This window comes from Hyphomicrobium sp. D-2 (genome assembly GCF_029872155.1).
GTDB lineage: Bacteria > Pseudomonadota > Alphaproteobacteria > Rhizobiales > Hyphomicrobiaceae > Hyphomicrobium_A.
This window is the reverse complement of the sequence record NZ_JARXLA010000002.1, coordinates 321,018-343,337: the sequence shown is the minus strand read 5'-3', so window position 1 is coordinate 343,337 and position 22,320 is coordinate 321,018. Positions and strand designations below refer to the sequence as shown.

Annotated in this window: 22 protein-coding genes; 1 reads left to right on the top strand and 21 read right to left on the bottom strand. The window is 62.7% G+C overall.

The window, feature by feature from the left end; all coding sequences use genetic code 11:
• Positions 1–10 precede the first annotated feature (10 nt).
• From QEZ49_RS03430 to QEZ49_RS03415, 4 genes are all read right to left on the bottom strand, one after another.
• Complete coding sequence (locus QEZ49_RS03430) at positions 11–388, bottom strand: ATP-binding protein (protein ID WP_280384245.1); 378 nt, start codon at positions 386–388, stop codon at positions 11–13.
• Entirely contained in the window at positions 307–1,395 is a 1,089-nt protein-coding gene (locus QEZ49_RS03425) for a histidine kinase dimerization/phospho-acceptor domain-containing protein (RefSeq protein WP_280384243.1), read from the bottom strand. The genes QEZ49_RS03430 and QEZ49_RS03425 overlap by 82 nt, the downstream gene beginning before the upstream one ends.
• Positions 1,382–2,062 (bottom strand): response regulator transcription factor, encoded by a 681-nt coding sequence (locus QEZ49_RS03420; protein WP_068461670.1) that lies wholly within the window; start codon positions 2,060–2,062, stop codon positions 1,382–1,384. The genes QEZ49_RS03425 and QEZ49_RS03420 overlap by 14 nt, the downstream gene beginning before the upstream one ends.
• Positions 2,063–2,206: 144 nt before the next feature.
• Positions 2,207–3,748, bottom strand: a complete 1,542-nt coding sequence (locus QEZ49_RS03415; RefSeq protein ID WP_280384241.1) for a Do family serine endopeptidase — start codon at positions 3,746–3,748, stop codon at positions 2,207–2,209.
• A gap of 207 nt (positions 3,749–3,955) precedes the next feature.
• Between QEZ49_RS03415 and QEZ49_RS03410 the strand changes: the two genes are divergently transcribed.
• Positions 3,956–5,047, top strand: coding sequence for a peptidoglycan-binding protein (locus QEZ49_RS03410; RefSeq protein ID WP_280384239.1), 1,092 nt, complete (start codon positions 3,956–3,958; stop codon positions 5,045–5,047).
• A 143-nt stretch (positions 5,048–5,190) separates the two neighbouring features.
• Here the strand turns inward: QEZ49_RS03410 and QEZ49_RS03405 are convergent, their stop codons facing one another.
• The 17 genes from QEZ49_RS03405 to QEZ49_RS03325 form a co-directional block, all read right to left on the bottom strand.
• Positions 5,191–5,676 (bottom strand): cytochrome c-type biogenesis protein CcmH, encoded by a 486-nt coding sequence (locus tag QEZ49_RS03405; RefSeq protein ID WP_280385062.1) that lies wholly within the window; start codon positions 5,674–5,676, stop codon positions 5,191–5,193.
• A 101-nt stretch (positions 5,677–5,777) separates the two neighbouring features.
• Positions 5,778–7,763, bottom strand: coding sequence for a heme lyase CcmF/NrfE family subunit (locus QEZ49_RS03400; protein WP_280384237.1), 1,986 nt, complete (start codon positions 7,761–7,763; stop codon positions 5,778–5,780).
• Between the two features lie 45 nt (positions 7,764–7,808).
• Positions 7,809–8,273: a cytochrome c maturation protein CcmE gene (gene ccmE / locus QEZ49_RS03395; RefSeq protein WP_280384235.1), complete on the bottom strand. Its 465-nt coding sequence runs from the start codon at positions 8,271–8,273 to the stop codon at positions 7,809–7,811.
• Between the two features lie 22 nt (positions 8,274–8,295).
• On the bottom strand, positions 8,296–9,504 hold the full coding sequence (ccmI, locus tag QEZ49_RS03390) for a c-type cytochrome biogenesis protein CcmI (protein WP_280384233.1): 1,209 nt from the start codon (positions 9,502–9,504) through the stop codon (positions 8,296–8,298).
• A 281-nt stretch (positions 9,505–9,785) separates the two neighbouring features.
• Positions 9,786–10,295, bottom strand: coding sequence for an RT0821/Lpp0805 family surface protein (locus QEZ49_RS03385; RefSeq protein ID WP_280384231.1), 510 nt, complete (start codon positions 10,293–10,295; stop codon positions 9,786–9,788).
• Positions 10,296–10,486: 191 nt separating this feature from the next.
• Entirely contained in the window at positions 10,487–11,875 is a 1,389-nt protein-coding gene (locus QEZ49_RS03380) for an ATP-binding protein (RefSeq protein ID WP_280384229.1), read from the bottom strand.
• Between the two features lie 36 nt (positions 11,876–11,911).
• On the bottom strand, positions 11,912–12,586 hold the full coding sequence (locus tag QEZ49_RS03375; protein WP_068461655.1) for a response regulator transcription factor: 675 nt from the start codon (positions 12,584–12,586) through the stop codon (positions 11,912–11,914).
• Between the two features lie 153 nt (positions 12,587–12,739).
• Complete coding sequence (locus QEZ49_RS03370) at positions 12,740–13,102, bottom strand: DUF1428 domain-containing protein (RefSeq protein ID WP_280384226.1); 363 nt, start codon at positions 13,100–13,102, stop codon at positions 12,740–12,742.
• Positions 13,103–13,177: 75 nt separating this feature from the next.
• The gene (locus tag QEZ49_RS03365) at positions 13,178–13,462 is read right to left on the bottom strand and encodes a hypothetical protein (RefSeq protein ID WP_280384224.1); all 285 of its coding nucleotides are present in this window, start codon (positions 13,460–13,462) and stop codon (positions 13,178–13,180) included.
• A gap of 116 nt (positions 13,463–13,578) precedes the next feature.
• On the bottom strand, positions 13,579–14,943 hold the full coding sequence (locus QEZ49_RS03360; RefSeq protein WP_280384222.1) for a TIGR02594 family protein: 1,365 nt from the start codon (positions 14,941–14,943) through the stop codon (positions 13,579–13,581).
• A 72-nt stretch (positions 14,944–15,015) separates the two neighbouring features.
• Positions 15,016–18,969, bottom strand: coding sequence for a glycoside hydrolase TIM-barrel-like domain-containing protein (locus tag QEZ49_RS03355; protein ID WP_280384220.1), 3,954 nt, complete (start codon positions 18,967–18,969; stop codon positions 15,016–15,018).
• A complete protein-coding gene (locus QEZ49_RS03350; RefSeq protein WP_280384218.1) occupies positions 18,969–19,421 on the bottom strand; it encodes an NlpC/P60 family protein in 453 nt (150 codons plus the stop codon). Before QEZ49_RS03350 ends, QEZ49_RS03355 begins: the two co-directional genes overlap by 1 nt.
• A gap of 55 nt (positions 19,422–19,476) precedes the next feature.
• Complete coding sequence (locus QEZ49_RS03345) at positions 19,477–20,340, bottom strand: DUF2163 domain-containing protein (protein WP_280384216.1); 864 nt, start codon at positions 20,338–20,340, stop codon at positions 19,477–19,479.
• 30 nt (positions 20,341–20,370) lie between these two features.
• Positions 20,371–21,006 (bottom strand): DUF2460 domain-containing protein, encoded by a 636-nt coding sequence (locus QEZ49_RS03340; RefSeq protein ID WP_280384214.1) that lies wholly within the window; start codon positions 21,004–21,006, stop codon positions 20,371–20,373.
• A gap of 50 nt (positions 21,007–21,056) precedes the next feature.
• A complete protein-coding gene (locus QEZ49_RS03335; protein WP_280384213.1) occupies positions 21,057–21,653 on the bottom strand; it encodes a phage tail tape measure protein in 597 nt (198 codons plus the stop codon).
• Positions 21,654–21,680: 27 nt separating this feature from the next.
• Entirely contained in the window at positions 21,681–21,854 is a 174-nt protein-coding gene (locus QEZ49_RS03330; RefSeq protein ID WP_280384211.1) for a phage tail assembly chaperone, read from the bottom strand.
• Positions 21,854–22,228, bottom strand: coding sequence for a gene transfer agent family protein (locus tag QEZ49_RS03325; RefSeq protein WP_173953577.1), 375 nt, complete (start codon positions 22,226–22,228; stop codon positions 21,854–21,856). The genes QEZ49_RS03330 and QEZ49_RS03325 overlap by 1 nt, the downstream gene beginning before the upstream one ends.
• Between the last annotated feature and the right edge of the window lie 92 nt (positions 22,229–22,320).

Here is a 22,320-nt window from a genome sequence, read left to right as displayed (position 1 = left end):
TTCGGAAGCGTCAGAACAACACGCAGACCCGGCTGATGGTCCTCAAGCCGCACCGATCCGCCATGCAGCCGCGCGCACTGCCTGCACCAGGCTCCAGGCCCAAACCGGTCGCGCGCCAGGCTCGGTACGGCTCTTCTCCAGCCGCATCGAAGCGCTTCAGCACTCGCTCTCGATCTTCCGGCGCAATGCCCGGCCCGTTGTCGGCCACGCAAATCTCCACCGCGTCCGGCAGATCATTGAGCGCGATGTCGATCTGCGTGCGCCGCCCGCCGTTTGGGCCGCCGGAATACTTGATGGCGTTCTCGATCAGGTTCGCCACCGCCTGCACCACAAGCTGCCGGTTGCCGTGAATTTCCGGATCGGCGGCAATCGCAACGCCCAGACCCATCCCGCGCTCTTCCGGCGACGGAGCTCGCCAAGCTCGGCAACATCACTGACGACATGCCCGACGGCAAAACGCTCAGCGTTCTCGCCCGGCGCGCCCGCCTCAAGCTTCGCCACCAGCAGCAGGCTGTTGAAGGTCTTGATGAGCTCGTCGGCTTTCTCGATGGTGTGCTCCAGACCATCCCGGTAGGCATCCTCACCGCGCTCGCGCAGTGCCGCCTCAGCCGAGTTGCGAAGCCGTGTTAGCGGCGTTTTCAGATCGTGGGCGATGTTGTCGGAGACTTCACGCAGGCCGTTCATCAGCGCTTCGATGCGCTCCAGCATCGCGTTCAGATTGGTTGCAAGCCCATCGTATTCATCGCCGGTTCCGCTAACCGCAATGCGACGGGACATATCACCGGCCATGATTGAGCGCGCCGCGGTGTTGATCGTTTCCACGCGCTTCAGCGCAATGCGACTGGCAGCGAAACCGGCCAGCAATCCGCCCAGCGTAAGAATGCCAAGCGCCAGAAAATACATCGTGCCCATTTCGCCGGCGAAGCGGCGCTGCTCGTCAACATCGCGGCCGACGATCAACTGCGCACCGGCGCCGATATCAACCGGAATGGCAACCGCCAGACGATCACCACTACCGTCTTCTGCATCAGCAGAATAGCGGAACACGCCACCGGTGGGATGCGCGGCAATCTCGGGCGGCAACCGGCTCAGGTTTCCAGCCAGCTTTCGACCGCTGCGATCAGCTAGAAAATAAAGCCCCGGACCACCTGCACGGCTACGCGCCGTCACCGCGCGAACAATCGCCTCGCGATCGCCGCTTTGCGCTTCGGCTTTCAGCAGGTCGGCTTCCGCACCCAACGTCACCAGAACCTGATCCGTCAGCACGCGGTTCGACTGCCACAGCAACAGCCCGATGACGGTCCCGGAAAAAACCAGGTAAACCGCCACCGTTATGGCGGCAACGCGGAACGCCGTTGTCGACAGGGCGCGGGAGATGCGGTCAGGCAGGGCCATCACGGATCGTGTATCCTGCCCCACGCACCGTATGCAGAAGAGGCTTTTCAAAGTTCTTGTCGATCTTCGCCCGCAGGCGCGAAACGTGCACATCGATCACGTTGGTTTGCGGATCGAAGTGATAGTCCCATACGTGCTCAAGCAGCATGGTGCGAGTCACCACCTGCCCGGCATGCTTCATCAGATATTCCAGCAGACGATATTCGCGCGGCTGCAACTGGATCGCTTCGCCATCGCGCGTCACGCGATGCGACAGCCGATCAAGCACCAGACCATCGACCACATAGCGCGTTTCCTGCTCCTCCGGCACGGCGCGGCGGGCCAGCGCTTCAACGCGCGCAAGCAGTTCGGAATAGGCATAGGGTTTGGTGAGATAATCGTCGCCGCCAGCGCGCAGGCCCTTGACGCGATCGTCAACCTCACCCAGCGCCGAAAGTATGAGAACCGGCGTGCGCACACCTCTGTTGCGCAGTTCCCTGATCATCGAAAGGCCATCGAGGCGCGGCAGCATGCGATCAACGATCAGCACGTCATAGGCGCCCTGCTCGGCCAGCGATTGGCCAGTTTCGCCATCGCCAGCGAGATCCGCCGCGTGGCCGCTTTCCTTCAGTGCCTTCTGCAGAAAATGGGCTGTTTCGCGATCATCTTCGACCACTAGCACGTGCATTTTCTCACCGCCCGTAATTGCTGCCCGCTGCTCTGATTCGTATTTTCCTTGAAGCGGCGCAATGGCGCCACCCTAAAACATTAAGGCGGCCCGCACGGGAGAAGGTGCAGACCGCCTTTGGCTTCAGCCGCCGTGGGTTACGGCTCAGCCCTTCTTAAGTGGGACAGCAACCAGGATCGTCTGATCGCCACCCTTCTTGATGTGGAACATCACTGCCGGCAGACCATCGTCCTGTGCCTTCTTCACTGCCTTGGCAACATCCTCCGGCGTCTTGACGGATTCGTTGGCAGCGCGAAGAACGATGTCACCTTCCTTGATGCCCTTCAGTGCGGCGTCCGAGTTCGGATCGACTTCCGAGATAACAACTCCGCCATCCTTGCCCTGGCCAGCCTTGATGCTGAGGCCAAGCTGCTTCAGGTCGATGTTGCCGCTCAGATCTTCCTGCTTCGGCGTTTCCGGCTCTTCTTCGGTGTCAGCAGCTGAGTTCGGGTAGGTGCCCAGCTTTACCTTCAGCACCTTCTCGCCCTTGTCGCGCCACACCTTGATGTCGACGGTGTCCTTTGCAGGCAGGTCAGCAATCGTGCGGGCCAGATCGCGGCTGTCGTCGATGTCTTCATCGTTGACGGCCAGGATCGCGTCTTCAACCTTGAGACCAGCATCAGCAGCCGGACCATCCTTCATCACTTCGCTGATGATGGCGCCCTTCGGCTCCTTCAGACCAAGGCTACCGGCAAGATCCTTGTCGATGTTCTGGATCTTAACGCCGAGCCAACCGCGGCTCACCTTGCCGCCCTTCTGGAGCTGTCCGATCACACGGCTGACGGTGTCCGAAGGCACAGCGAACGCGATGCCGACGTTACCACCCGTGGGGCTGTAAATGGCGGTGTTCACGCCAACGACTTCGCCGTCCATGTTGAACGTCGGGCCGCCCGAGTTGCCGTGGTTCACAGCAGCGTCGATCTGCATGTAGTCGTACGGGCCGCCGATGTTGCAGGCCTGCGCCGAAACGATACCGGCAGTCACCGTGCCGCCGAGACCGAACGGATTGCCGACCGCAACAACCCATTCGCCAACGCGCGGGTTCTTCTCAGCCAGCTTCACAGATGTCAGTGGCTTCTTCGGCTCGATCTTCAGCAGTGCAATGTCCGTGCGCGGATCGGTGCCGACGATCTTGGCATCGATCTCTTCCTGGTCGTCGAAGCTCACCTTTACCTTGGTTGCACCATCAACAACGTGGTTGTTGGTAACGATGTAGCCATCCGGCGAGACAACGAAGCCAGAACCGGCTGCCTGGCGCGGACGCTGCTGCATCGGACCGCCCTGGCCACCCTGGCCGCCGGGCATGTTCTTGAAGAACTCGTTCAGCGGGTGGTCATCAGGAAGACCGGGGATACCCTCGAACTTGTTACCGCCAGGGCCACCGCTACGGTCGGCAACCTTGACTTCATTGGTGGTCGAAATCGAGACAACAGCAGGCTTAACGCGCTCGACGATGTCGGCGAAAGACGGCTGCTGAGCGCCGGAGTTGAACTGGGCGACGGCCGGCGGCGCGTACTGGGCAAGGCCGAAGCCCACCAGTCCGGCACCGAGAACCGCGGCAGCGGCTGTCCGGCGCAAATCGCGTGCGAACGTTTTTGTTGGCCCGCTCTTTGCTACGGCTTCGGGCGAGCTGGGATGGGTTGGCATGCGGACGAACCTCCATTCTTGATGCGTGACATTCCTTCGTCAGCTCTAGACCTAGAGGAGCCGGGATTACGGCAGCCTTTCGATTGCCTTAACACTTCGTAATAAAGGGGGCGTTTACCCAGCCCCTCAGCCGAGGCATTGCGTATGAAGCGTTTTTCACCCGCCTCCGACAGGCGGCCTGCCCAGAAGTGCGTGCCCGCCACGCTCATGGTAGTCCTCCTGGGGGGGCTGGCGCTGACAGGCCCGCAGGCGACAGCCTCGGTTTTTGGCCGCGATGATCGCGTTCCGTTGCCAAAGTCGATGCAGCATGTCGGCGATCGACTGGGCCTGTTTTTCGATTCGACCTTCAACTCCGTTTGCACGGCCTTTTGTGTTGCACCGGACGTCATCGGCACCGCTGCGCACTGCCTCTACCGAACCGCGGGACAAAAGCCGCTGCAGCTCACCGATTTGTCGTTCCGCCTGCACGGGACAAGTCGGAAATACGCCATAGCCGGCGCCAAAAACGGTGCCGCGGAAGCCAACGTGTTTGCCGGCTCGACGCGTCTCAATGTTCATCCACCCATCGACGCAACGCGCGACTGGGCCTTCGTGCGTCTGGAGCAGCCCGCCTGCAGCAAGGGCACATTCACCGTCACTTCCAAGCCGGTTGATGAGGTGATGAAGCTGTCGACATCAGGGCGTGTTTTCAACGCCGCGTTCCATCGCGATCTGCCGAAATGGCAGCCGATGCTCAACTCCGGCTGTCTGGTGCGGCGCTCGTTCGACGATGCGGACTGGAAAACAATCCGGCGCGACTTCACAAATTCCGATCAGCTTCTGCTGCACACTTGCGATACCGGCGCCGCCTCGTCCGGTTCCCCGCTACTGATGGAAGGCGCGTCCGGGCCGGAGATCGTCGGCATCAATGTCGGCACCTACGTGCAGTCGAAGGTCATCATGCTCAACGGCGAGGTCCTGCATCGCTTCAAGGCTGACGACGTCGCCAACACGGGCGTCAATGCGCAATCGTTTGATAAATCGCTGACAGCGTTTCTTGCAGCCGATACGGTCAGCAGCCACAAAGACATTTCGCGGCTGCAGGAACTGCTCGCTCAGCGGGGGCTCTACATGGGCCCGCGCGACGGCGTCTATGGTCCTCAACTGCGCACCGCTATCATGGCTTTCGAGCGCGCGTCGCAGATACCTCCAACCGGCTTTGCAAGCTATTCACTGCTGAATGCGTTGGCGGGCGAAAGCGAAATCGTCACCGGGAAAATTCCCAGCGCGCGCACCAGTTCGGGACAGGGCAAGCCTTAGAGTGCTTCCGGAAAAGTGGAAATCGGTTTTCCGACAAGGACCTTTCTGCGATTCAACGAAACGCTGAAAGGCTCAAGCAGCGGAACACGGCACCGACTAGCTTTGCGCGTCACGCCGGTCCGCCGACTCTGATGGCGCAATGACTACTTTTGTTCGGGCGTCGTCGACGACTCACCGCCTTGCTGCTTGAGCAGTTCTTGCAGCTTGCGTTTTTCATCCGGCGTCAGTGGCGTTTGCCGCGCCGGGGCTTCGTCGACCACCGCAATCTGATCCTGACGGCGGCGCCATGCCCGCGCCGTCGTCCAAACTGCCAGCACAAGCGCCAGTATCGGCGCCAGCCACAGCAGCAGCGTGCTCATGTTCAGCGGCGGACGCAACAGCACGAACTCGCCATAGCGATCCTCGATGAACTGCAGCACCTGAGCATCGGTTTCGCCCGTCTGCAGGCGTTCACGCACCAGCACCCGCAGATCACGCGCGAGCGGAGCATTGCTGTCATCGATGGATTGGTTCTGACACACGAGACAGCGCAGCTCTGCCGAGATCGCGCGGGCGCGCGCCTCAAGTGCGGGGTCGGACAGAATTTCATCGGGCTGCACCGCCATGGCCGAGATTGCCAGCAGCATCATGCCGGCAGCGGCCAGAACCAATCGCCGCGCGCCAACCGCAAATCGGTTCGCCAACTTGCCGATGTGTTGCAGCGTCATGCGTTGCGTCCCATGAACCTGCATCACTCAGCGGGCGCGGCAGCAGCGACCGACCGCCGAGCCCTGCCGGGCGCACCGACACGCAGTCGGCGATCAGACAGCGAGACAGCACCGGCGATGAACATCACCACCGCGCCCAGCCAGATGAAACGCACCATCGGATTGAAATAGATCCGGATCGCGTGCCCGCCAGCCTGCTGGGTATCACCCAGCACCACATAAAGATCGCCGCGCCAACCCGCATGGATACCGGCCTCGGTCGTCGGCTCCGGCGGCATATCGTAGACGCGTCGTGCTGGCTCCAGATGGCTCACCAGCGTGCCGCCACGATAGGCGTCGAACATCGCCACTTCTTCGCGGTAGTTGGGGCCGGTCCGCGGCGCGACACCCCGGAACGTGACCTCATAGCCGGCGATGGACGTTGTCTCACCAGCCTTCATCACCAGGATCTTCTCCTGACGGTAAGCGCTCGTCGCAACCACACCTACAACCAGCATGCCGACGCCAAAGTGCGCCAGCGCCGTACCAAATGCGGACCGGGGCAGATTGATCAGCCGCCGCATTGCATCGCTAAACGGCACGTCGCCAAGACGGATGCGCCAGACGATCTCCGAAACCGCACCCAGCATCACGAACACACCCAGCGCTACGCCGAACGGCGCCAGCCACGGCCCGCGCTGCATGACGGCCAGCGTTGCCGCCATCACGACAACCGCAACGAGCATCGCCACCATCAGCCGTTGCGCAGCGCCCAGAATATCGCCGCGCTTCCACGCCAGCAGCGGACCGAACGGCAGCGCCATCAGCAGCGGCACCATCAGCGGCCCGAACGTCCAGTCGAAGTAAGGCGCGCCGACGGAAATTTTCGCGCCGGTCAGCGATTCCAGCGCCAGCGGATACAGGGTGCCGATGAACACCGTCGCGCACGCCGTAGTCAGCAGGATGTTGTTGAGGACGAGACTGCCTTCGCGGCTGATCGGCGCGAAAATACCGCCCTGGCGCAAATCGCTGGCGCGCAGCGCGAACATCGCCAGACCGCCGCCGGTAAACAGCGCCATGATCGCCAGCACGAACACACCGCGCTGCGGATCAACCGCAAACGCATGCACCGACGTCAGGATGCCCGAGCGTACAAGGAACGTGCCCATCAGCGACAGCGAGAACGTCAGGATGGCCAGCAGCACCGTCCAGACTTTCAGCGCGTCGCGCTTTTCCATCACCAGCGCTGAATGTAGCAGCGCAGTGCCCGCCAGCCAGGGCATGAACGACGCATTTTCAACCGGGTCCCAGAACCACCAGCCACCCCAGCCGAGTTCGTAGTAGGCCCACCAGGAACCCATCGCGATGCCGAGCGTCAGGAACATCCATGCCGCCAGCGTCCACGGTCGCACCCAGCGCGCCCAGGCGGCATCGATGCGTCCGTCGATCAGCGCCGCTACCGCGAATGAATACGCGATCGAGAAACCGACATAACCCGCGTAAAGGAACGGCGGGTGGAACGCGAGCGCCGGGTCCTGCAGGATCGGATTGAGACCGTTTCCGTCAGCGGGCGGTGGGTCGAGGCGCAGGAACGGGTTCGAAGTCAGCAGAATGAACAGCATGAACGCTACGGCGATCGACGCCTGCACGCTCAGCACATTCGCCTTCAGGCTGGCCGGCAGATTGCGTCCGAACGCAGCCACCGCCGCGCCGAACAGCGCCAGAATAAGCACCCACAAAAGCATGGAGCCTTCATGGTTTCCCCACACACCGGAGATGCGATAGATCAGCGGCTTGGTTGAATGCGAATTCGCGACGACGTTGGCAACCGAGAAGTCTGACGAAACATACGCGATAGTCAGACAGAGAAACGCGAGCGAGAGCAGGCCGAGCTGACAGATCGCAGCGGGGTCCGCCACCGCCATCATGCGATCGTCGCCAACGCGCGAGCCATAAAAGGGTACCAGCATCTGGAAGATGGCAACCAGCAGCGCCAGCACCAGCGCAAAGTGGCCAAGCTCAACGACCATTTCCTGCTCCCTTGTGCGCAACCAAGCGCTTCGTATGCCGCTTTGCTACGGCTTGACGTTTTCGGGGTGCTTTGCACCCTCACCCAGCTTCACGCCCTTGGCCTCCAGCGCCTTGGCAACTTCGGGCGGCATGTAATTTTCGTCGTGCTTGGCAAGAACGGAGTCGGCGATGAATGTCCCCGCCTCGTCCATCTTGCCTTCAGTGATGACGCCCTGCCCCTCACGGAACAGGTCCGGCAGCACACCTTCATAGACCACTGGCACGGTTTCAAGCGTATCCGTCACCGCGAAGTTCACCTTGGTGCCTTCGCCGCGCTTCACCGAACCCGCCGCCACCAGGCCGCCGAGCCGGAAACGCTGACCGATCTCGATCGGCTTGGCAGCCAGATCGCTCGGCGTATGGAAAAACACGATCGCATCGCGCAGCGCGAACAGCACCAGGCCCACGGCAACCATCAGCACCGCCACGCCGACACCAATCAGAACTCCGCGCCGCTGCTTCCGCGTCATGCCGTTTTCCCTGTCGCCTCTCTCATGAGCCGAGTTCCAGCGTCTGAGCCAGCTCATTCAGCTCTGTCAGCGCCTGCCGATCCGTCGCGAAATTCGACCGCGCATCGGTCAAAGCCGTCTGCGCGTCGTTGCGCTGACCCAGAACAACATAGGAGCGCACAAGCCGCTTCCAACCGTCCAGGTCGCTGCCATTTTCCTTCAGGCGCGCGGCCAGACCTTGCACCATCTGCGCGATGCGCTGCGCACGCTGCGCCGGATCAAGCGCGGCGATTTCATTGGCATCGACGGCGGCGGCGGGCGCTGCACTATCCCCCGGCCGGACGGTCTCACCACCCGCAGGGGACCGTTCAGTCTGCGCCGCAGCCGCACCGCCAGGAGCATTCCTCGCCCGCGCGCCCGCATCCGCCTGTTGAGCGGCCATCTGCTCAAGCCGCGTCGTCAGCACCGTTTTCCAGGGATCTTCAGCGGTCGCCAGCAAGCGGCGGAATTCCGCCTCGGCACCCTTCCGGTCGCCATCCTGTTCCCGCCCGATCGCCAGCCAGACCTCAGCTTCCATCGCCTTGGGATCAAGCACTTTCAGGCGCTCATAGGCGCGGCGCACCGGCTCACTGACAACGCCATTCTGCGCCATGATCATAGAGCGCGCGTACCCCGCTATCCGCCCTGGAGATTCTCCCAACAGCTGGTTGGCGCGCTGAAACGCATCCGCTGCCTGATTGAAACGCCCCAGCCGCAGATATACCGGCGCCAGCACATCCCAGCCGCGACCGTCTTCCGGATTGGCGCGCAGATGCTCTTCCACCCGCGCAACCAGATCGGATGCCGTCGCCTGCTCAACCGGCACGTCCATGCGGAAGCCGTAGGGACGCCCGGGAAGCTGAGGGGAACCGACGCCGAGATAGACCGCAATGCCGATCACCGGCAGCGCTGATCCCAGATAAAGCACTGCCTTGCGCGCCGCGCTCGTTTTCGCGGCGCCATCCCCGGCCAGCTTGTTGGCTTCTTCCGAGCGACGGATCAATCGACGGGCAAGTTCAACGCGTGCGCCTTCGGCTTCAGCCTCGCCCAGAAGGCCCTGCGCCCGCTCGGTCTCGATCTCGGCAAGCTGATCGCGATAAACGGCAAGCTCGCTATCGGCTGCAGGATCAGCAGCGCTGCGCGCCAGCAATGGCCGGGTAACCGCCCAGACGACGGCCGCCGCCAACATCGCAAATAGAATCCACAGCACCATGCCGCCATCCAACCGCCACCGCGAGGCTGGAATAGGGCCCATGGCCGGAAGTTACAAGTGTCGCAAGGCGCGGCAATATTTCTGCCGCAGCGCAAGATAATATGACTATTTCAGTAGAGTTTTCAGGCGAATACTGCGCCATACAGCGGTTTTAGGTGCGATCCTCATGCGCAACGTTGCGCCGCTCCCAAAACAGCGGCGTGCGGGGACTTGATTAATCTCAAGTCGAACCCCGCACACATTTGCGTCATCTCAAGGTCAGCGCCAGCAAATCTCGGCGCTCAGCCAACCACGTTGCTCCACGTGCCATCGCGATTACGGCAGGCGGTGCCCCGCATATCCCGCGGACGACCGTCGATATAGATCGTGTGCGTGTAATCGCGGCAATCCACACCCTGACGCTTGTACGGGCGGCTGGGCACGATATCGCCATAGCGGCCGTTGTCCGGATTACGCCAGCGACGGGGGCGATCCGATTCGCCCTCTTCCAGCGCCGCCAATTCCGCCTGTCCGGCCAGATAGCGGTCCTGCTCATCCATCGAGCGGCCGATCTCGCTGCCGACGATGCCGCCAACCACGGCACCCGCAACCGTCGCCAGAACGTTGCCCGAGCCTTTGCCCACCTGATTGCCCAGAATGCCGCCCGCCGCAGCGCCGACGATCATGCCGGTATCAGCCTTGCTCGGCCCTTCCGGACCGCACGCCGTCAACATCAGCGGCATCACAAGCGCCAAAATCAGCGGCGCTTTGCGGACACCGTATGTCACGGCACCATCAGCGGCATTCGCCATTTTTATCGTCTCCCCAGCGTGCGCCCCGGGCTGCAACGCACCGTGCTTTCTGACAACAGTGTAGCCGATTAGCCAAAGAATGTGCAGCCGACATGGCTGAAAGCAGGCCCGAATTGGGCGAACCAAACTGTTGATAGTTTTCCCTAATCGAGAAGTCCCCGGCGGTGGAAAGTCGCATTTCCCGTCCGCGGCTAAGCCGCTGGCAGGTTCAGGCGGACCTGCAAACCACCCTGCGAAGCACGCGCCAGTTCGCAGGAACCGCCATAGGAGTTGGCAAGCTCCAGCACGATCGAAAGGCCTAGTCCCGATCCCGGCTTGGTCTCATCCAGCCGCAACCCGCGCTTACCGATCCGCTTGCGCTCCTCTTCGTTCAGTCCCGGCCCATCGTCCGCCACCGTAATCAGCAGCCGCCGGTTTTTGGCTCTGCTGGTCGTTGCAGGCACCTCCACCTTCAACACCACCTCGCGCTGTGACCACTTGCAGGCATTATCCAGCAGGTTCCCGAGCATTTCCTCCAGATCCTGCTTCTCGCCCGAAAAACGCGCGTCGGGCGGGCAATCAACGGTGATGACAACCCCCTTGTCCTGATGGATTTTCTGCAGCACCCGCACCAGCGGCTCCACCACCGGCCCCACAGGCGTAACGCGCCCGATCACACCCGCCCGCGCCGCCATGCGGGCCCGGTCGAGATAGCGCGTGACCGAGTCCTTCATGATTTCGGCCTGCTCGACGACCTTGTCTCCGAGGCCGGTCTTATCGGTACGCGCTTCGTTCGCGATCACCGCCAGTGGCGTCTTCAGTGCGTGGGCCAGATTGCCCACCTGGGTGCGGGCCCGATCCACTATCGCCTGATTGGAGCGGATCAGCGCATTCAGCTCCGACTGCAGTGGCTCGATTTCGGCGGGTAGATCGCCGTCCAGCGTCGAAGCCGCCCCCGATCGGATCGCCGCCAGACCGCCTTCAATCTGGCGCAGAGGCAGCAGGCCAAAGCGCACCTGAAACAGCGTCACTGCCACCAGCCCCAGCCCCGCCAGTGCGAGCGCCGTCGTCAGTCGATAGCGGAAATTCGAAACGAGGTGATCCAGCCAATCCTGCGGCCCGGCCACAACAATCGAATAGCGCGGCTTGCCCGGCTCATGGCCCAGCGAGTCAATCACCTCCACCAGCCGCAGCGGCTCACCCTTCGGTCCCTTTGCATTCAGCCAGCGCGCACCGGAAAGATCCGGCACAACCGATTTTGCGGCCGGCGACGGCAAAGTCCAGGTCGCCAGCGATGGCGAAACCAGCTTGCGGCCGCTGGCTGGCTGCAATGGCGTGATCTGCCAGTACCAACCCGAATGCGTCACCTCAAACAGCGGCTCATAAAGATTGCTCGGCGGCAGCGGATGCGCCTCCTGAGCCGCGCTGCCCATGCTGTCGACCGTAATCGCATTGACCAGCTTCAGAAGCTGGCCGTCGAAGCTGGCCTGCACGTCATCGCGATAGAGCTGATAGATGATGAAACCAGCAATCGGCAGCACCAGCAGCGTCCAGGCTGCCGCGGTCGCGAAAAGACGGAATGCCAGCGAATTAAACCGCATTCCCTCACAGCTCCACTTGCGGGCGAGGCAATGTCATCAGGCTGTCGGAGCCGGATTTTCGCTCAGGCGATACCCCAGGCCACGCACAGTCTCGATCACATCCACCGGGATCTTTTTGCGCAACCGCCCGATGAACACTTCGATGGTATTTGAATCGCGATCGAAGTCCTGCTCATACAGATGCTCAACCAGCTCGGTGCGCGAAACCACGCGACCATTGTGGTGCATCATGTAGGCCAACAGCCGATACTCGTGCGACGTCAGCTTGATTTGCTGACCATTGCAGGTAACGCGCGCCGACTTGGTGTCCAGCCGCAACGGCCCACATTCGATTTCACTCTTGGCATGGCCTGATGCGCGCCGCACCTGTGCCCGCACGCGCGCCAGCAGCTCTTCCATATGGAACGGTTTGGCGACGTAATCATCGGCGCCCGCATCCATGCCCTGAACCTTGTCGCTCCAGCGGTCACGGGCCGTCAGCAGGATCACCGGCATCTTGCGATCGGAACGGCGCCACTGCTCGAGAATCGAAATGCCATCCATCTTCGGCAGACCGATATCGAGGATGACGATGTCATACGGCTCGGTATCGCCGAGGAAGTAGCCCTCCTCGCCGTCGAACGCCGTATCAACGGCATATCCCGCATCGCCCAGCGCCGACACGAGCTGCCGGTTCAGATCCTTGTCATCCTCAACTACCAGGACGCGCACAGGCTCCCCCGTCCAAAACCTCAAATTCGGCGGGGACTATAACGGTAGTGGGCGATTCAGCCTAGTGCGCAGCGCGGCCCCGGCCGACGGCCTCAATGGCACGCCGCATCCCGCACACGCAGGGTGCAAATCCGGTATTCAGGCAAGCAGATCCTAGGCCAGCGCTACCAGCGTCTTAAATCCGCCATAGATCATGCGCTTGCCATCAAACGGCATATCCTTGCCTTCCATCATCGTATTCAGACGCGGATCGGCCATCACCTTGGCATTCACCCGGTCACGCTGCGCGCGGTTCTTGTAGACGATATAGGAAAACACCACGACCTCGCCCGGCTTCAGCTTCACGCTCTGCGGAAACGACGTCTGCTTGCCCGGCTTCACATCATCGGCCACACACTCGCGAAATTCCAGCGCGCCGTGTTCCAGCCAGATCTTGCCAGCCTTGCGCGCAATCTTGCGATACTCCGCCAGATTTTCTTCCGGCACTGCCAGCACAAACCCATCGACGTACGACATTCGCTTCTCCCGTTCCGCGACATGATCAGCCAATCAGCGTGATCATAATCCAGCCGCGATACGGAAGCGAACTATTCAGCGCGCAAATGGTTGTCGCGCATCCACGGTGTGGTTCACCAGCCTGCCCCCGGCTTCGCGCACCAACAGTCGATATACGAATATGCCGTTCTCGACACAAAGCGTCGTCCGCACAATATCGCCCGGCATATGCGCGGCGGCTCCCGCTGACAACGCCTCGACCGTCGCCAGTTTTTCCCGATGCACGATCGGAGCAGCGTCCGACCAATCCGGATAGCACTCAGTTGCGGTCGCTGATTGCGCGACGACAGCGAGCAGCAGCGACGAAATAGCGATGCGCATTACAATCATGATTTGAACAATTAAGATGAATGGCCTGCACATCGGATATTCCGCCGCCGCTGAACCCGCCATGAATGGCTAAGCACAACATGCGAGCATGCAGCGCTTCCGTCACATCAGAGTTTCATCTGCACGCTGCGCTGCGTAAGTCCGGTCGACGCACGCATCCGCCCATAGATCGTCATCAGCGTGCCGATGAGGCCGCCCACCGCCTGCACCGTCTGCACAATGCCTTCGCCCGCCTCGCGCACCAGATCGCCCGTAATATCGACACCGAATGCGGGGCCGATCGCAGGCAGCACGGTCGATAGCGCTGTAATCATCGCACCCCAGATGGTGATCGACTGCCCCCACCATTTCGTCGTGCTTTCCTGCTGCAGTACCGCCCCCGACTGTTTCTGCGTGCGCACACTTTCATTCATGCTCGACGTCCCTTTCTCCTGCACCTGATCCGTTGTCTGCTGCGCTACCGTTCCAGCGCGCACAACCTGCCGCGCACGCGTCAGCGTCGTATCCACACGGCGCAGCCACCCGCGGCCGAAGCGCCAGAAATGCGGCAGCGCGCGATACCGCGCGCGGCGCACCTCGGCGTAGCGCTCAAGGCACTGCTCAACCGACAGCCGTCCAATCGCTGCCCGGGTATTGGGGCCGATCTCGCCATCCACATCCGTCCCGACCGCGCGTTGCAAAAGACGCATCGCGCCGGTCACGCCGTGGTTCACCGCAGCATCAAAATGGAAAAGCGCCAGCGCCGACGCCATCTCGTTGCAATGGGCCGGACGCCAGTAGCGTGCGAAATAGATGTCGCGCACAGCATCCGCACCGATCCGGCGCAACTCAGCCTTCAACCCCAGCCGCGTCGCCGCATTCAGTTGCACGCCCTGCCACGCGGCATAGGTCGCCAGCGTTATGCCCCTGTTGGTCGGCCCACCGGGATCATGCGGGTCGTCGGTGTAGCCACCTTCCATCTCCAGCACGTGCGCCAGCGCCTCATCGAACAGCGCGTCGCCCGCCGCGCGCGTGCCGGCCTCTTTGCTCCCCGCATTACCCGATACCGCCGATGGCCATCGCAGCCCGAGCAATCGCGTTTTCGGATAAGCGGCCACGCTCACAGCATCGCCCTGATTGCCCCCCAGCAGCACAACATGCGTCGGCGTTTCACCCATCAGAAAGCCAACATGTCCCGCCGCCGGATCGCTCCCGCGACTGAGCACCGCAACAGCGCCAATACGGCTATCGGACAACGCCTCGCCCCAACGCAGGTACGAGCGCGCCATCAGCGAACGCGTTGACGCCAAGCCTCCCCGCTCCAGGCACGCGCCCACAAACGCCGCACACCACGCCACTTCGTCGTGCAGGATCGCGGGATGCCCGACCTCACGGAAAAATGCGCGAATGCGGGCGTTATCCGCACTCCCGCGCACTTCGCGCTGGCCAAGCTCCGCCCACGCGGCGGCCAACCACGGCGGCTGTTCAATCACTGTCGAAAACCTCAATCTCCGCCGCGCGCGTGCATTGATACGGCCACTACAAGCGCCTGCATTTGTTGCGCGTTACACCAACGCAGCGCGTCCCGTGCCCCGGCCATAACTCGCGGATAGCTGATAGACACGCACCTGATACGCCTCTTGCACGCCACCAAAATCGGCTGCCTGCTGTTCCGCCGTATAGATCGCCGCTGGCACATCGCTCGCTAACGTCCGCACCACCACACCGCCATCCAGCACATCAACTTCGTAGCGCTCGCTGTCTTCGCCCAGCGGCACCTCCGGCGCTTCCCAGCTGTCGCCGCCAATGCGCGTGCGCCGGATCCAGTTCAAATGCACATCGCCATCATCGCGGCGCGCACGCACATGCACCGGTGAAAGCGGCTTCAGTCCCAGTCCCGCAAAACTGTATGTCGTGGTCCGAAAGGTCTCATCGCCAATATCCCGGATCGATGGCCCATAGCGCCACGAATATGGCGCGCGGATTTCCGAAGCTGACAGATCAATGCGCGCCACCGACGAGTTGAGAAGCACGAACTGCGCGCCACTCTCCACCGCTGTCCGCATCGCAAACTCCGTCCCGCCTTGACCGCGCAACAAACCGCCGAGTTGATAAACGCCCGGCTCCACCAGCGTCGCAGTCATGAACTGCAACACTTCCCATTCGCCAACGCCGTTGCGGATCGCCGCCAAATTACGCCCGGCCAGCAGTTGCAGCGCCGTCACCGATGTCAGCGGCTCGCCTTCCACCTGCACGCGCACGCTTGCCGCATGATCGAGACGCCCCTCCGGCCCCACCGGCAACGGATCAAGCGTCACACCCATCGTCGCCGGTGCACTCGCCAAAGCTTTCAGCGCATAGCCGGTGGTCTCCGGCGAGGCATAAATCGCAACACCACCCGGCCACGGCGTCTGCCTGGCCGCAACGTATCCCGCAGCGGGTGGCTCATCACCGCGCAACAGCGGCAGATCGATGAACGCCACCAGCGGCGAACCGGCCACCACCGGCACACCCGGCCGCGTCGGCCGCTCCTGCCCGGAAAGCGCGCCATAAAGCTCCGGATCGACACTGCGCGCTTCAACTTCGCGCACGCCGCGCTCGCCAATCTCCGTCACACGGAACGCGCGCGCATCAACGCCAACGCCGATGCGCACCACATCCGATGGCTCCAGCGCCAGCATGCTCGGAGGCAAACTGAAACTCGCACGCTCACGCGCCGCCCAGGCTTCAAACAGCCACGTCTCCGCAATGGCGTCCGCCTGCTGCGACTCCAGCACGATCGGCAGATCCGCCTGGCTCACGCGACCACTGGCGCCTGTCAGTCTGCGCGCCTCCGCCACCGCCTGGCTGTAATCCGACGCAGCCGAGATGTAGCGCAGCTTCGCGGATGCCGGAAGCTCGGTCTCCTGTCCGCGCGTCAACACCAGCAGTGCCGCTTCCGGCTTCGCCTCAACCAGATCATCGAGCGCCAGATCGATCACCGCACCGGTCGCGCCGCGATGCCGGAAAACAATCTCACCACCGGTTTCAAGCGTATCGAAAAAGTACGCCAACTCCAGTGGCTGCAACGCATCGCGGGCCGCCATCACGCGGTCGATGAGATATCCCGGCACGGTGCCCGAAAGGCCGCGTGCATCGTGCGCGTCAAAGCCGTAGTCCTCCAGCAGCCGCGCAACCGTATCCGCCAGTGGCGCACTGGCGAAGCGCCCCGTCAACCAGTGCCCGACGCCCCAGTTCTCGCCGTCGCCCCACGCATCGGTATCGTTCGGGAACGCCGGATGCGGCCTTGCATCCCACGTGTAAACATAGACGCGCGCCAGATCGACCATGCGCCCGCCGTAGATCGCCGAAACCGGGTTCGCACCATCAAGATAGCCGCCCGCATCCGGATCAAGTCCCTCGATCATCGCGCGCAGAAAACACCGCTGCATGTAATCGTCGCGGGCACCCAGCGAGAAATGCGGCAGCGCCGTTTCGGAGCTTTTCGGATCGACAAACACGTTCGGCTGATTGGCACCCTTGTCGATTGCAGGGCAGCCAATCTCCATCAGCCAGAACGGCTTTGACTGCGGCACCCAGTCGGTCGCCAGCTCCGCTTCAACGCCGCCCGGTCGGTTGTAATGCCGGTTGAGCCACCACGACCTTATATCCTTGTAGCGATAGACCCACGGCTTGCCCAAGCCATCACTGATCGGCGTGCGCACCTGCGCCGCGCGATCTTCGGCCGAGGCGTAATACCAGTCGAAGCCTTCGCCCGCTCTCAGGTTGCCGCTCAAATACGCGTGGTCATAAATCGAGCGCACACCCGCCATCAGATCGAGATGCTCGCGGCCGTCACGCCAATCCGCCAGCGGCCAGTAAACATCAATGCCAATCGCGTCGATCGCATCCGACGCCCACAGCGGATCGAGGTGGAAAAACACGTCGCCGGTGCCGTCTGCGGGCTGATGGCCAAAGTATTCCGACCAATCCGCAGCGTAGACAATCTTGGCATCCGGCAGCACCGTCTTCACGTCTGCGGCCAGCGCAATCAGCGCATCTACAAACGGATAGCTTTGCCCGCCATCACGCACCCAGCTCAAGCCGCGCAGTTCGCTGCACAGCAGAAACGCATCAACGCCACCGGCCGCTTTGGCCAGAAACGCATGGTGCAAAATCATCCGCCGGAACGACCACTCATTTGGCCCGCTGTACACAACGGCGTCGCCAACAACGGCGAAATGGCCAACCTGCGCCGTGCCGACAAAGCTTGCAATCTGTGCGCCCGCCGCACCGGTTTGGTCGACGCTGGCAACACTGCCCGCTGCCGGATGCGCCGTAATGCGTCCGCGCCAGGGATAAGCCGGTTGACTGCCGCCACCATAGGGATTGGCCAGAGCATTCCCCGCAGGCACATCCATCAGAATGAACGGATTCAGCGTCACCCCGATGCCGCGACTATTCAAATCGCGAATGGCGTCGATCACGCTACGGTCGCTCGGTGTGCCGCCATACGCCGCGCGCCCATTGCGCTGGCTCACCATGTAGGCGTTCGCGCGCGTGCGGCCCGCCACCGTCCATTCATAAGGACTTGTGATTTTCTCGCGGTTCTCCACGCCCGGCACAAGCTGACATTCACCCGCGCGCAAATCGGTGCCGAACCAGCTCACCACCAGCGACACATGTTTCGCATTCGGCAGCGTCTCTTCAAGCTGATCCAGCGACACTGTCCAGTCGGTGCCGCCCTGGCGCGAGTGCACGTTCTCAGGCTGCTGGGTTGAAAGCCCCACAAGTTGCGTCACCGGCGTCGGCGAATAGGCGAACTCACCCGATCCCGGGATCATCACCACCGCTCGAATGCTGTCACTGAAGTCATCAACAGTGCGATAGACCTCAAACGAAAGCTGCGGCATGCGGTTACCGAACGGCGCCAGCGCCAGACGCTCAAACACCACGTACGCAACGCCGCGATATGCCGGGGCGGTGTCGGCCCCCTCATAGGCGGCAATCAGGCTGTCGGCGTCCTGCGTCTCGCTGCCGGTATAAACCCGGTGCACCACCCGCGCGCGATCCAGCTCAACCCCATCGGCCCACACACGCCCGACACCTGCGATTTCGCCTTCACACAGCGCCACGGCAAAGCTCGCATAGTAACGGTATTGCGTCGTTACCGTTGTCGGCGCCGACGCACCGCCAAGGCCCTTCCCCGAGCCGCCACCGCTCGACGATGAAACGATCTCCTCCTCGAAAGGGCTCGCCCAGATCACCTGCCCGCCCAGGCGCACGCGCCCGTAAACGCGCGGCACAGGCGCGCCCTCCGTCGAAGCGGTAATGTGCAGCTCCGAGAGACGCGGCCCTTCAACATGCCGCGTGCCACCAGAACCACCCAACAGCGCCTGATCAATCACCGAGCCAGCAACCGCGCCCAATTGCGATCCGAGTGTTGCGCCGGTGATCGTCGCACCGAGCAGCGTCAAACCGCCCGGCAGAACAGCGCCGCCAACGGCCGCACCGGCGGCCGCAAGTGCAAGTGTCGCCATCAGACATCCTCTCGCGGAAAACGGAACACGCCCGCCACTCGGCGCAGCCACCAGCGTGACAGCGGCACCTCACACACCGGCGCACCTTCCATCGCGTGGATCATCGTCATCGGTCCTGAAAGTATCGCGGCGTGCTTCGCCACTACGCCCGGCCGCACACGAAAAACAACCACGTCGCCCGCCGCCCGCTCGCTGGCCGCCACGGGCTGCATATGCCTGGCCGCCGCCTCAAGCATCGTCTCCACGCCACCACCCTCTGCCCAGTCGCGGCTATACGGCGGCGGGCGTTCCGCATCCGCGCCATAAAGTTCGCGCCACACGCCGCGCACCAGACCAAGGCAGTCCGTCCCGACACCGCGCACGCTGGCCTGATGGTGGTATGGCGTACCAATCCAACCGCGCGCCGCGCGCACGATCGCCGCTGCATCCACCACAGGTGACGCATCCGTCATGGCATCGATCCGATTGATTGCTGTTTGCGTTTGTGGGCTGAGAGCGCGAAGAAGGTTAGACGCCGCGTCGCCCGAACGTTGTCAGAAAGTCGTTGCCCGGCATATGCGGAAAGCCACGGAAATTTGCGGCGTTCCCGAATTTCTCTGCACATGTCGTACAATGCTTGTCGCAACCCGCCGTCACGACAAACGTCTGCCCCGCAACAAGCGGTCCGCGCGCCGGTGCCCATAGCTCGATGCGCACCATCTCGCCGGCACGCGTGTGTGACCGGACCTCGACGGTCTGCCCTTCCGCTGCCCCGGACGTGAACGTCAGCGCGCCACGCGCAAACCAGCCATCGTCAAAACCATCAAGCCCGCTGACGGTGAAAAGCCGCGCGCTGCTCACATCAACAATTTCGCCCTCGCCGCGAAAAGCGCTATCGTTCAGCGCAACGCCGCAATGCCTGTCGCCCACATCCGCATCGCAGGTGAACTGGTACAGCCGCCCCTTCGGCTGCTGCAGATAATGCGCCAGCCCGCGCACCTCGGCGGTAAAGCTCAACCCTGCGCGCCGCACTTCCCCCAAACTGCCCGACCGCATCAGCACCCGCTGTTCCGGCGCCTGCCAGTTGACCCGGAATATATCGACGCGCGCATCGTCATAACGGCCCGCCGCCAGATCCGCCTCGCTCAACCGATCGGATGAAAGCGCGCTCGTCACCTCCAGATTATCGACACTCAACCCCATGCTGTCGCGCATCTCACTGGCCGAGAAACCCGCCGCAGCCTCGTATGTCACACCCTCAAACGCCAAATCACGATCGTGATCGGTGAAGCCCATCTTCACACCGTCGCCGCGTGTCAGCCGCCAACACCAGCACAACGTCGTCGCGCCTGTTTGCAGATGCGCCTGCAAATCCGCCGGAAGGGTTTTCATATCCGCATACTCCTGCTACGCGCGCCGCCGTCAAAGCCGCAACTCGACAATCGGGATCTGCGGAATGGCGCCGTGACGGAAGCCCTGCAGATTGATTTCCAGCCGGTCGGTGTCAAAACGCACCGGCACATCGAACCTGAATCCAGCCGTCACCACAGCACTATCACCCGGCACATGATCGCCGTCGAACGTCACCGTGCCGGATGCCGTATCGACGCTGAAATGCTCCGCATCGATCTCCACGCCATCCACAGCCACGCGCACAGACCCGGCAACCGGCTTGCGGATCACCCGTGACCATGGCGCAAACATCGATCCATAAGTCTTGATAAGTTGAAACGTTGTTCGCGCGCCATCGCCGTTACCAAGCACTTGATCGTTTGGCGATATATCAGCGCCCGGCGCACCCGACCTGTCATCGGTATGATCGCACCAGCGAAATCCATGTAACCGCCCGCGCCGTTCCTCAAAAAACGCAATTACCGCGTTGAGATCATCCAGCGACTTCACGCCATATCCGGCATTGTAGCTGCGGCGCGAATCCGCCCAGCGCGCGTTGCGCTCCTCATGGCCCGACCCAAGCACCACCACATCGGTGCGCCGCTCCGGTCCGCCCTGGCTGCCGCGCGAAATATCGGTGGGAAAAAGCACTTCATGAAACGCCATCGCTCGCTTGCCTTGCCATTGAAACCCAACTCACGCCACGTCATGCGCCGTCACATATTGCGCTGACCCAGCGCCACGGCGCGCGTCACCATCGCCGCAATCTGCGCCTCCGAGCGGCGGAAGCTGTCGGCGTCCTGCGCCGTCACGTTGAACGTCACGTTCATGCCGCCGCCCATTCCCTGCGCGGCGACGCCCAACCGCCCGTCGGGCCCACGCGCCAGCGGCATGATCGCCTCCGCCCCGCGTTCGCCCATCAGTCCAGTGCGCCCGCCAGCAAGCGGAAACGTCGTCGGGCTCGCAATCACACCACCAGACGCAAACGGCACCGGCAGCCCGCGCGAAATCACGCCACCGTTGGCAAACGCGAGCCCGCCGCCGCTGAACAATCCCGCCAGTGCCCCGCCCAGCGAATTGGTCAGCGGTTTCAGTGCCGCCTTCAGCACGATCTGCGACAGGTTCAGCGCCAGCGAGCGCAGCACATCGCTCACGCCCTTGCCCTTCACGGCGATGCCTTCGAATGCCGAACCCAGCGCATTGCCGAACTGCCGCCCCATGCGCGACGCATCCGCGAGCTGCTGCTGAAACTGACTTGTATCGGCCAGTACCGTAACCGTCATCGTGTCAGCGGTGTCGTTCCACTCAGCCATTTGCGCTCCTGTATTGCCTTTAAGGTTTCAGCTCCGCGTGCGATCGGGATAGCGCTCAAGAAGACCAGCAAGATCGCTGCGCGAAAGCGGACCGGACATGCGCGGACCCAGCCTGCCGCGCAACGCCGCCGCCAGTTCACGCGGCGTCATCGCCCACAATGTCTGCGGTGACAGTCCCAGCAGGCCGAAACCTGCCGCCATCACATCGTCCCAGGGAAAGGGCCGGGTTCTGCGTCCTCCGCCGCCGATGCCCGCTGGCCTTCGCTCTCTTCGCCGAACGTCGCGCGCAGCAGCCGCGCCACGATATCCACGTATCCGCCAGCGCCACCGTCCGCGCGCATCCCGCGCACCGCATCGTCGGTGATCTCGTAGCCTGCGCCACGTAGCCCAGCGCCAATGATCCGTACGCAATCGCGTGCCGACAATCGCCCGCCGCTGAAGCGCTGTGCCAGCGCCAGCATGTCGTCATCGCCAAACGCGCCTTCCAGTTCCGCCAGCGCGCCCAATGTCAGCACCAGCTTGAACGCCTTGCCATCCAGCTCAGCCGCTATTTCTCCGCGATGCGCGTTCGCCATCACCATCTCCCGATGTCAGAAAAACCCACAGCACGGCCGTCCGCCGCAACGCTCCATCACGAAGCGTCGCGTCGGTTGCAGCCGTGCAATCT

Bases quoted from the DNA above. Each gene is read 5' to 3' on its own strand.
- QEZ49_RS03370 (WP_280384226.1), bottom strand. From the start codon at position 13,102: ATGTCGTACGTCGATGGGTTTGTGCTGGCAGTGCCGGAAGAAAATCTG.
- QEZ49_RS03355 (WP_280384220.1), bottom strand. From the start codon at position 18,969: ATGGCGACACTTGCACTTGCGGCCGCCGGTGCGGCCGTTGGCGGCGCT.
- QEZ49_RS03415 (WP_280384241.1), bottom strand. From the start codon at position 3,748: ATGCCAACCCATCCCAGCTCGCCCGAAGCCGTAGCAAAGAGCGGGCCA.
- QEZ49_RS03425 (WP_280384243.1), bottom strand. From the start codon at position 1,395: ATGGCCCTGCCTGACCGCATCTCCCGCGCCCTGTCGACAACGGCGTTC.
- ccmE (WP_280384235.1), bottom strand. From the start codon at position 8,273: ATGACGCGGAAGCAGCGGCGCGGAGTTCTGATTGGTGTCGGCGTGGCG.
- QEZ49_RS03340 (WP_280384214.1), bottom strand. From the start codon at position 21,006: ATGGCGTTTCATGAAGTGCTTTTTCCCACCGATATTTCGCGCGGCAGC.
- QEZ49_RS03335 (WP_280384213.1), bottom strand. From the start codon at position 21,653: ATGGCTGAGTGGAACGACACCGCTGACACGATGACGGTTACGGTACTG.
- QEZ49_RS03385 (WP_280384231.1), bottom strand. From the start codon at position 10,295: ATGGCGAATGCCGCTGATGGTGCCGTGACATACGGTGTCCGCAAAGCG.
- QEZ49_RS03420 (WP_068461670.1), bottom strand. From the start codon at position 2,062: ATGCACGTGCTAGTGGTCGAAGATGATCGCGAAACAGCCCATTTTCTG.
- QEZ49_RS03345 (WP_280384216.1), bottom strand. From the start codon at position 20,340: ATGAAAACCCTTCCGGCGGATTTGCAGGCGCATCTGCAAACAGGCGCG.
- QEZ49_RS03325 (WP_173953577.1), bottom strand. From the start codon at position 22,228: ATGGCGAACGCGCATCGCGGAGAAATAGCGGCTGAGCTGGATGGCAAG.
- QEZ49_RS03350 (WP_280384218.1), bottom strand. From the start codon at position 19,421: ATGACGGATGCGTCACCTGTGGTGGATGCAGCGGCGATCGTGCGCGCG.
- QEZ49_RS03405 (WP_280385062.1), bottom strand. From the start codon at position 5,676: ATGATGCTGCTGGCAATCTCGGCCATGGCGGTGCAGCCCGATGAAATT.
- QEZ49_RS03410 (WP_280384239.1), top strand. From the start codon at position 3,956: ATGGTAGTCCTCCTGGGGGGGCTGGCGCTGACAGGCCCGCAGGCGACA.
- ccmI (WP_280384233.1), bottom strand. From the start codon at position 9,504: ATGGTGCTGTGGATTCTATTTGCGATGTTGGCGGCGGCCGTCGTCTGG.
- QEZ49_RS03400 (WP_280384237.1), bottom strand. From the start codon at position 7,763: ATGGTCGTTGAGCTTGGCCACTTTGCGCTGGTGCTGGCGCTGCTGGTT.
- QEZ49_RS03380 (WP_280384229.1), bottom strand. From the start codon at position 11,875: ATGCGGTTTAATTCGCTGGCATTCCGTCTTTTCGCGACCGCGGCAGCC.
- QEZ49_RS03330 (WP_280384211.1), bottom strand. From the start codon at position 21,854: ATGGCGGCAGGTTTCGGCCTGCTGGGACTGTCACCGCAGACATTGTGG.
- QEZ49_RS03430 (WP_280384245.1), bottom strand. From the start codon at position 388: ATGGGTCTGGGCGTTGCGATTGCCGCCGATCCGGAAATTCACGGCAAC.
- QEZ49_RS03365 (WP_280384224.1), bottom strand. From the start codon at position 13,462: ATGCGCATCGCTATTTCGTCGCTGCTGCTCGCTGTCGTCGCGCAATCA.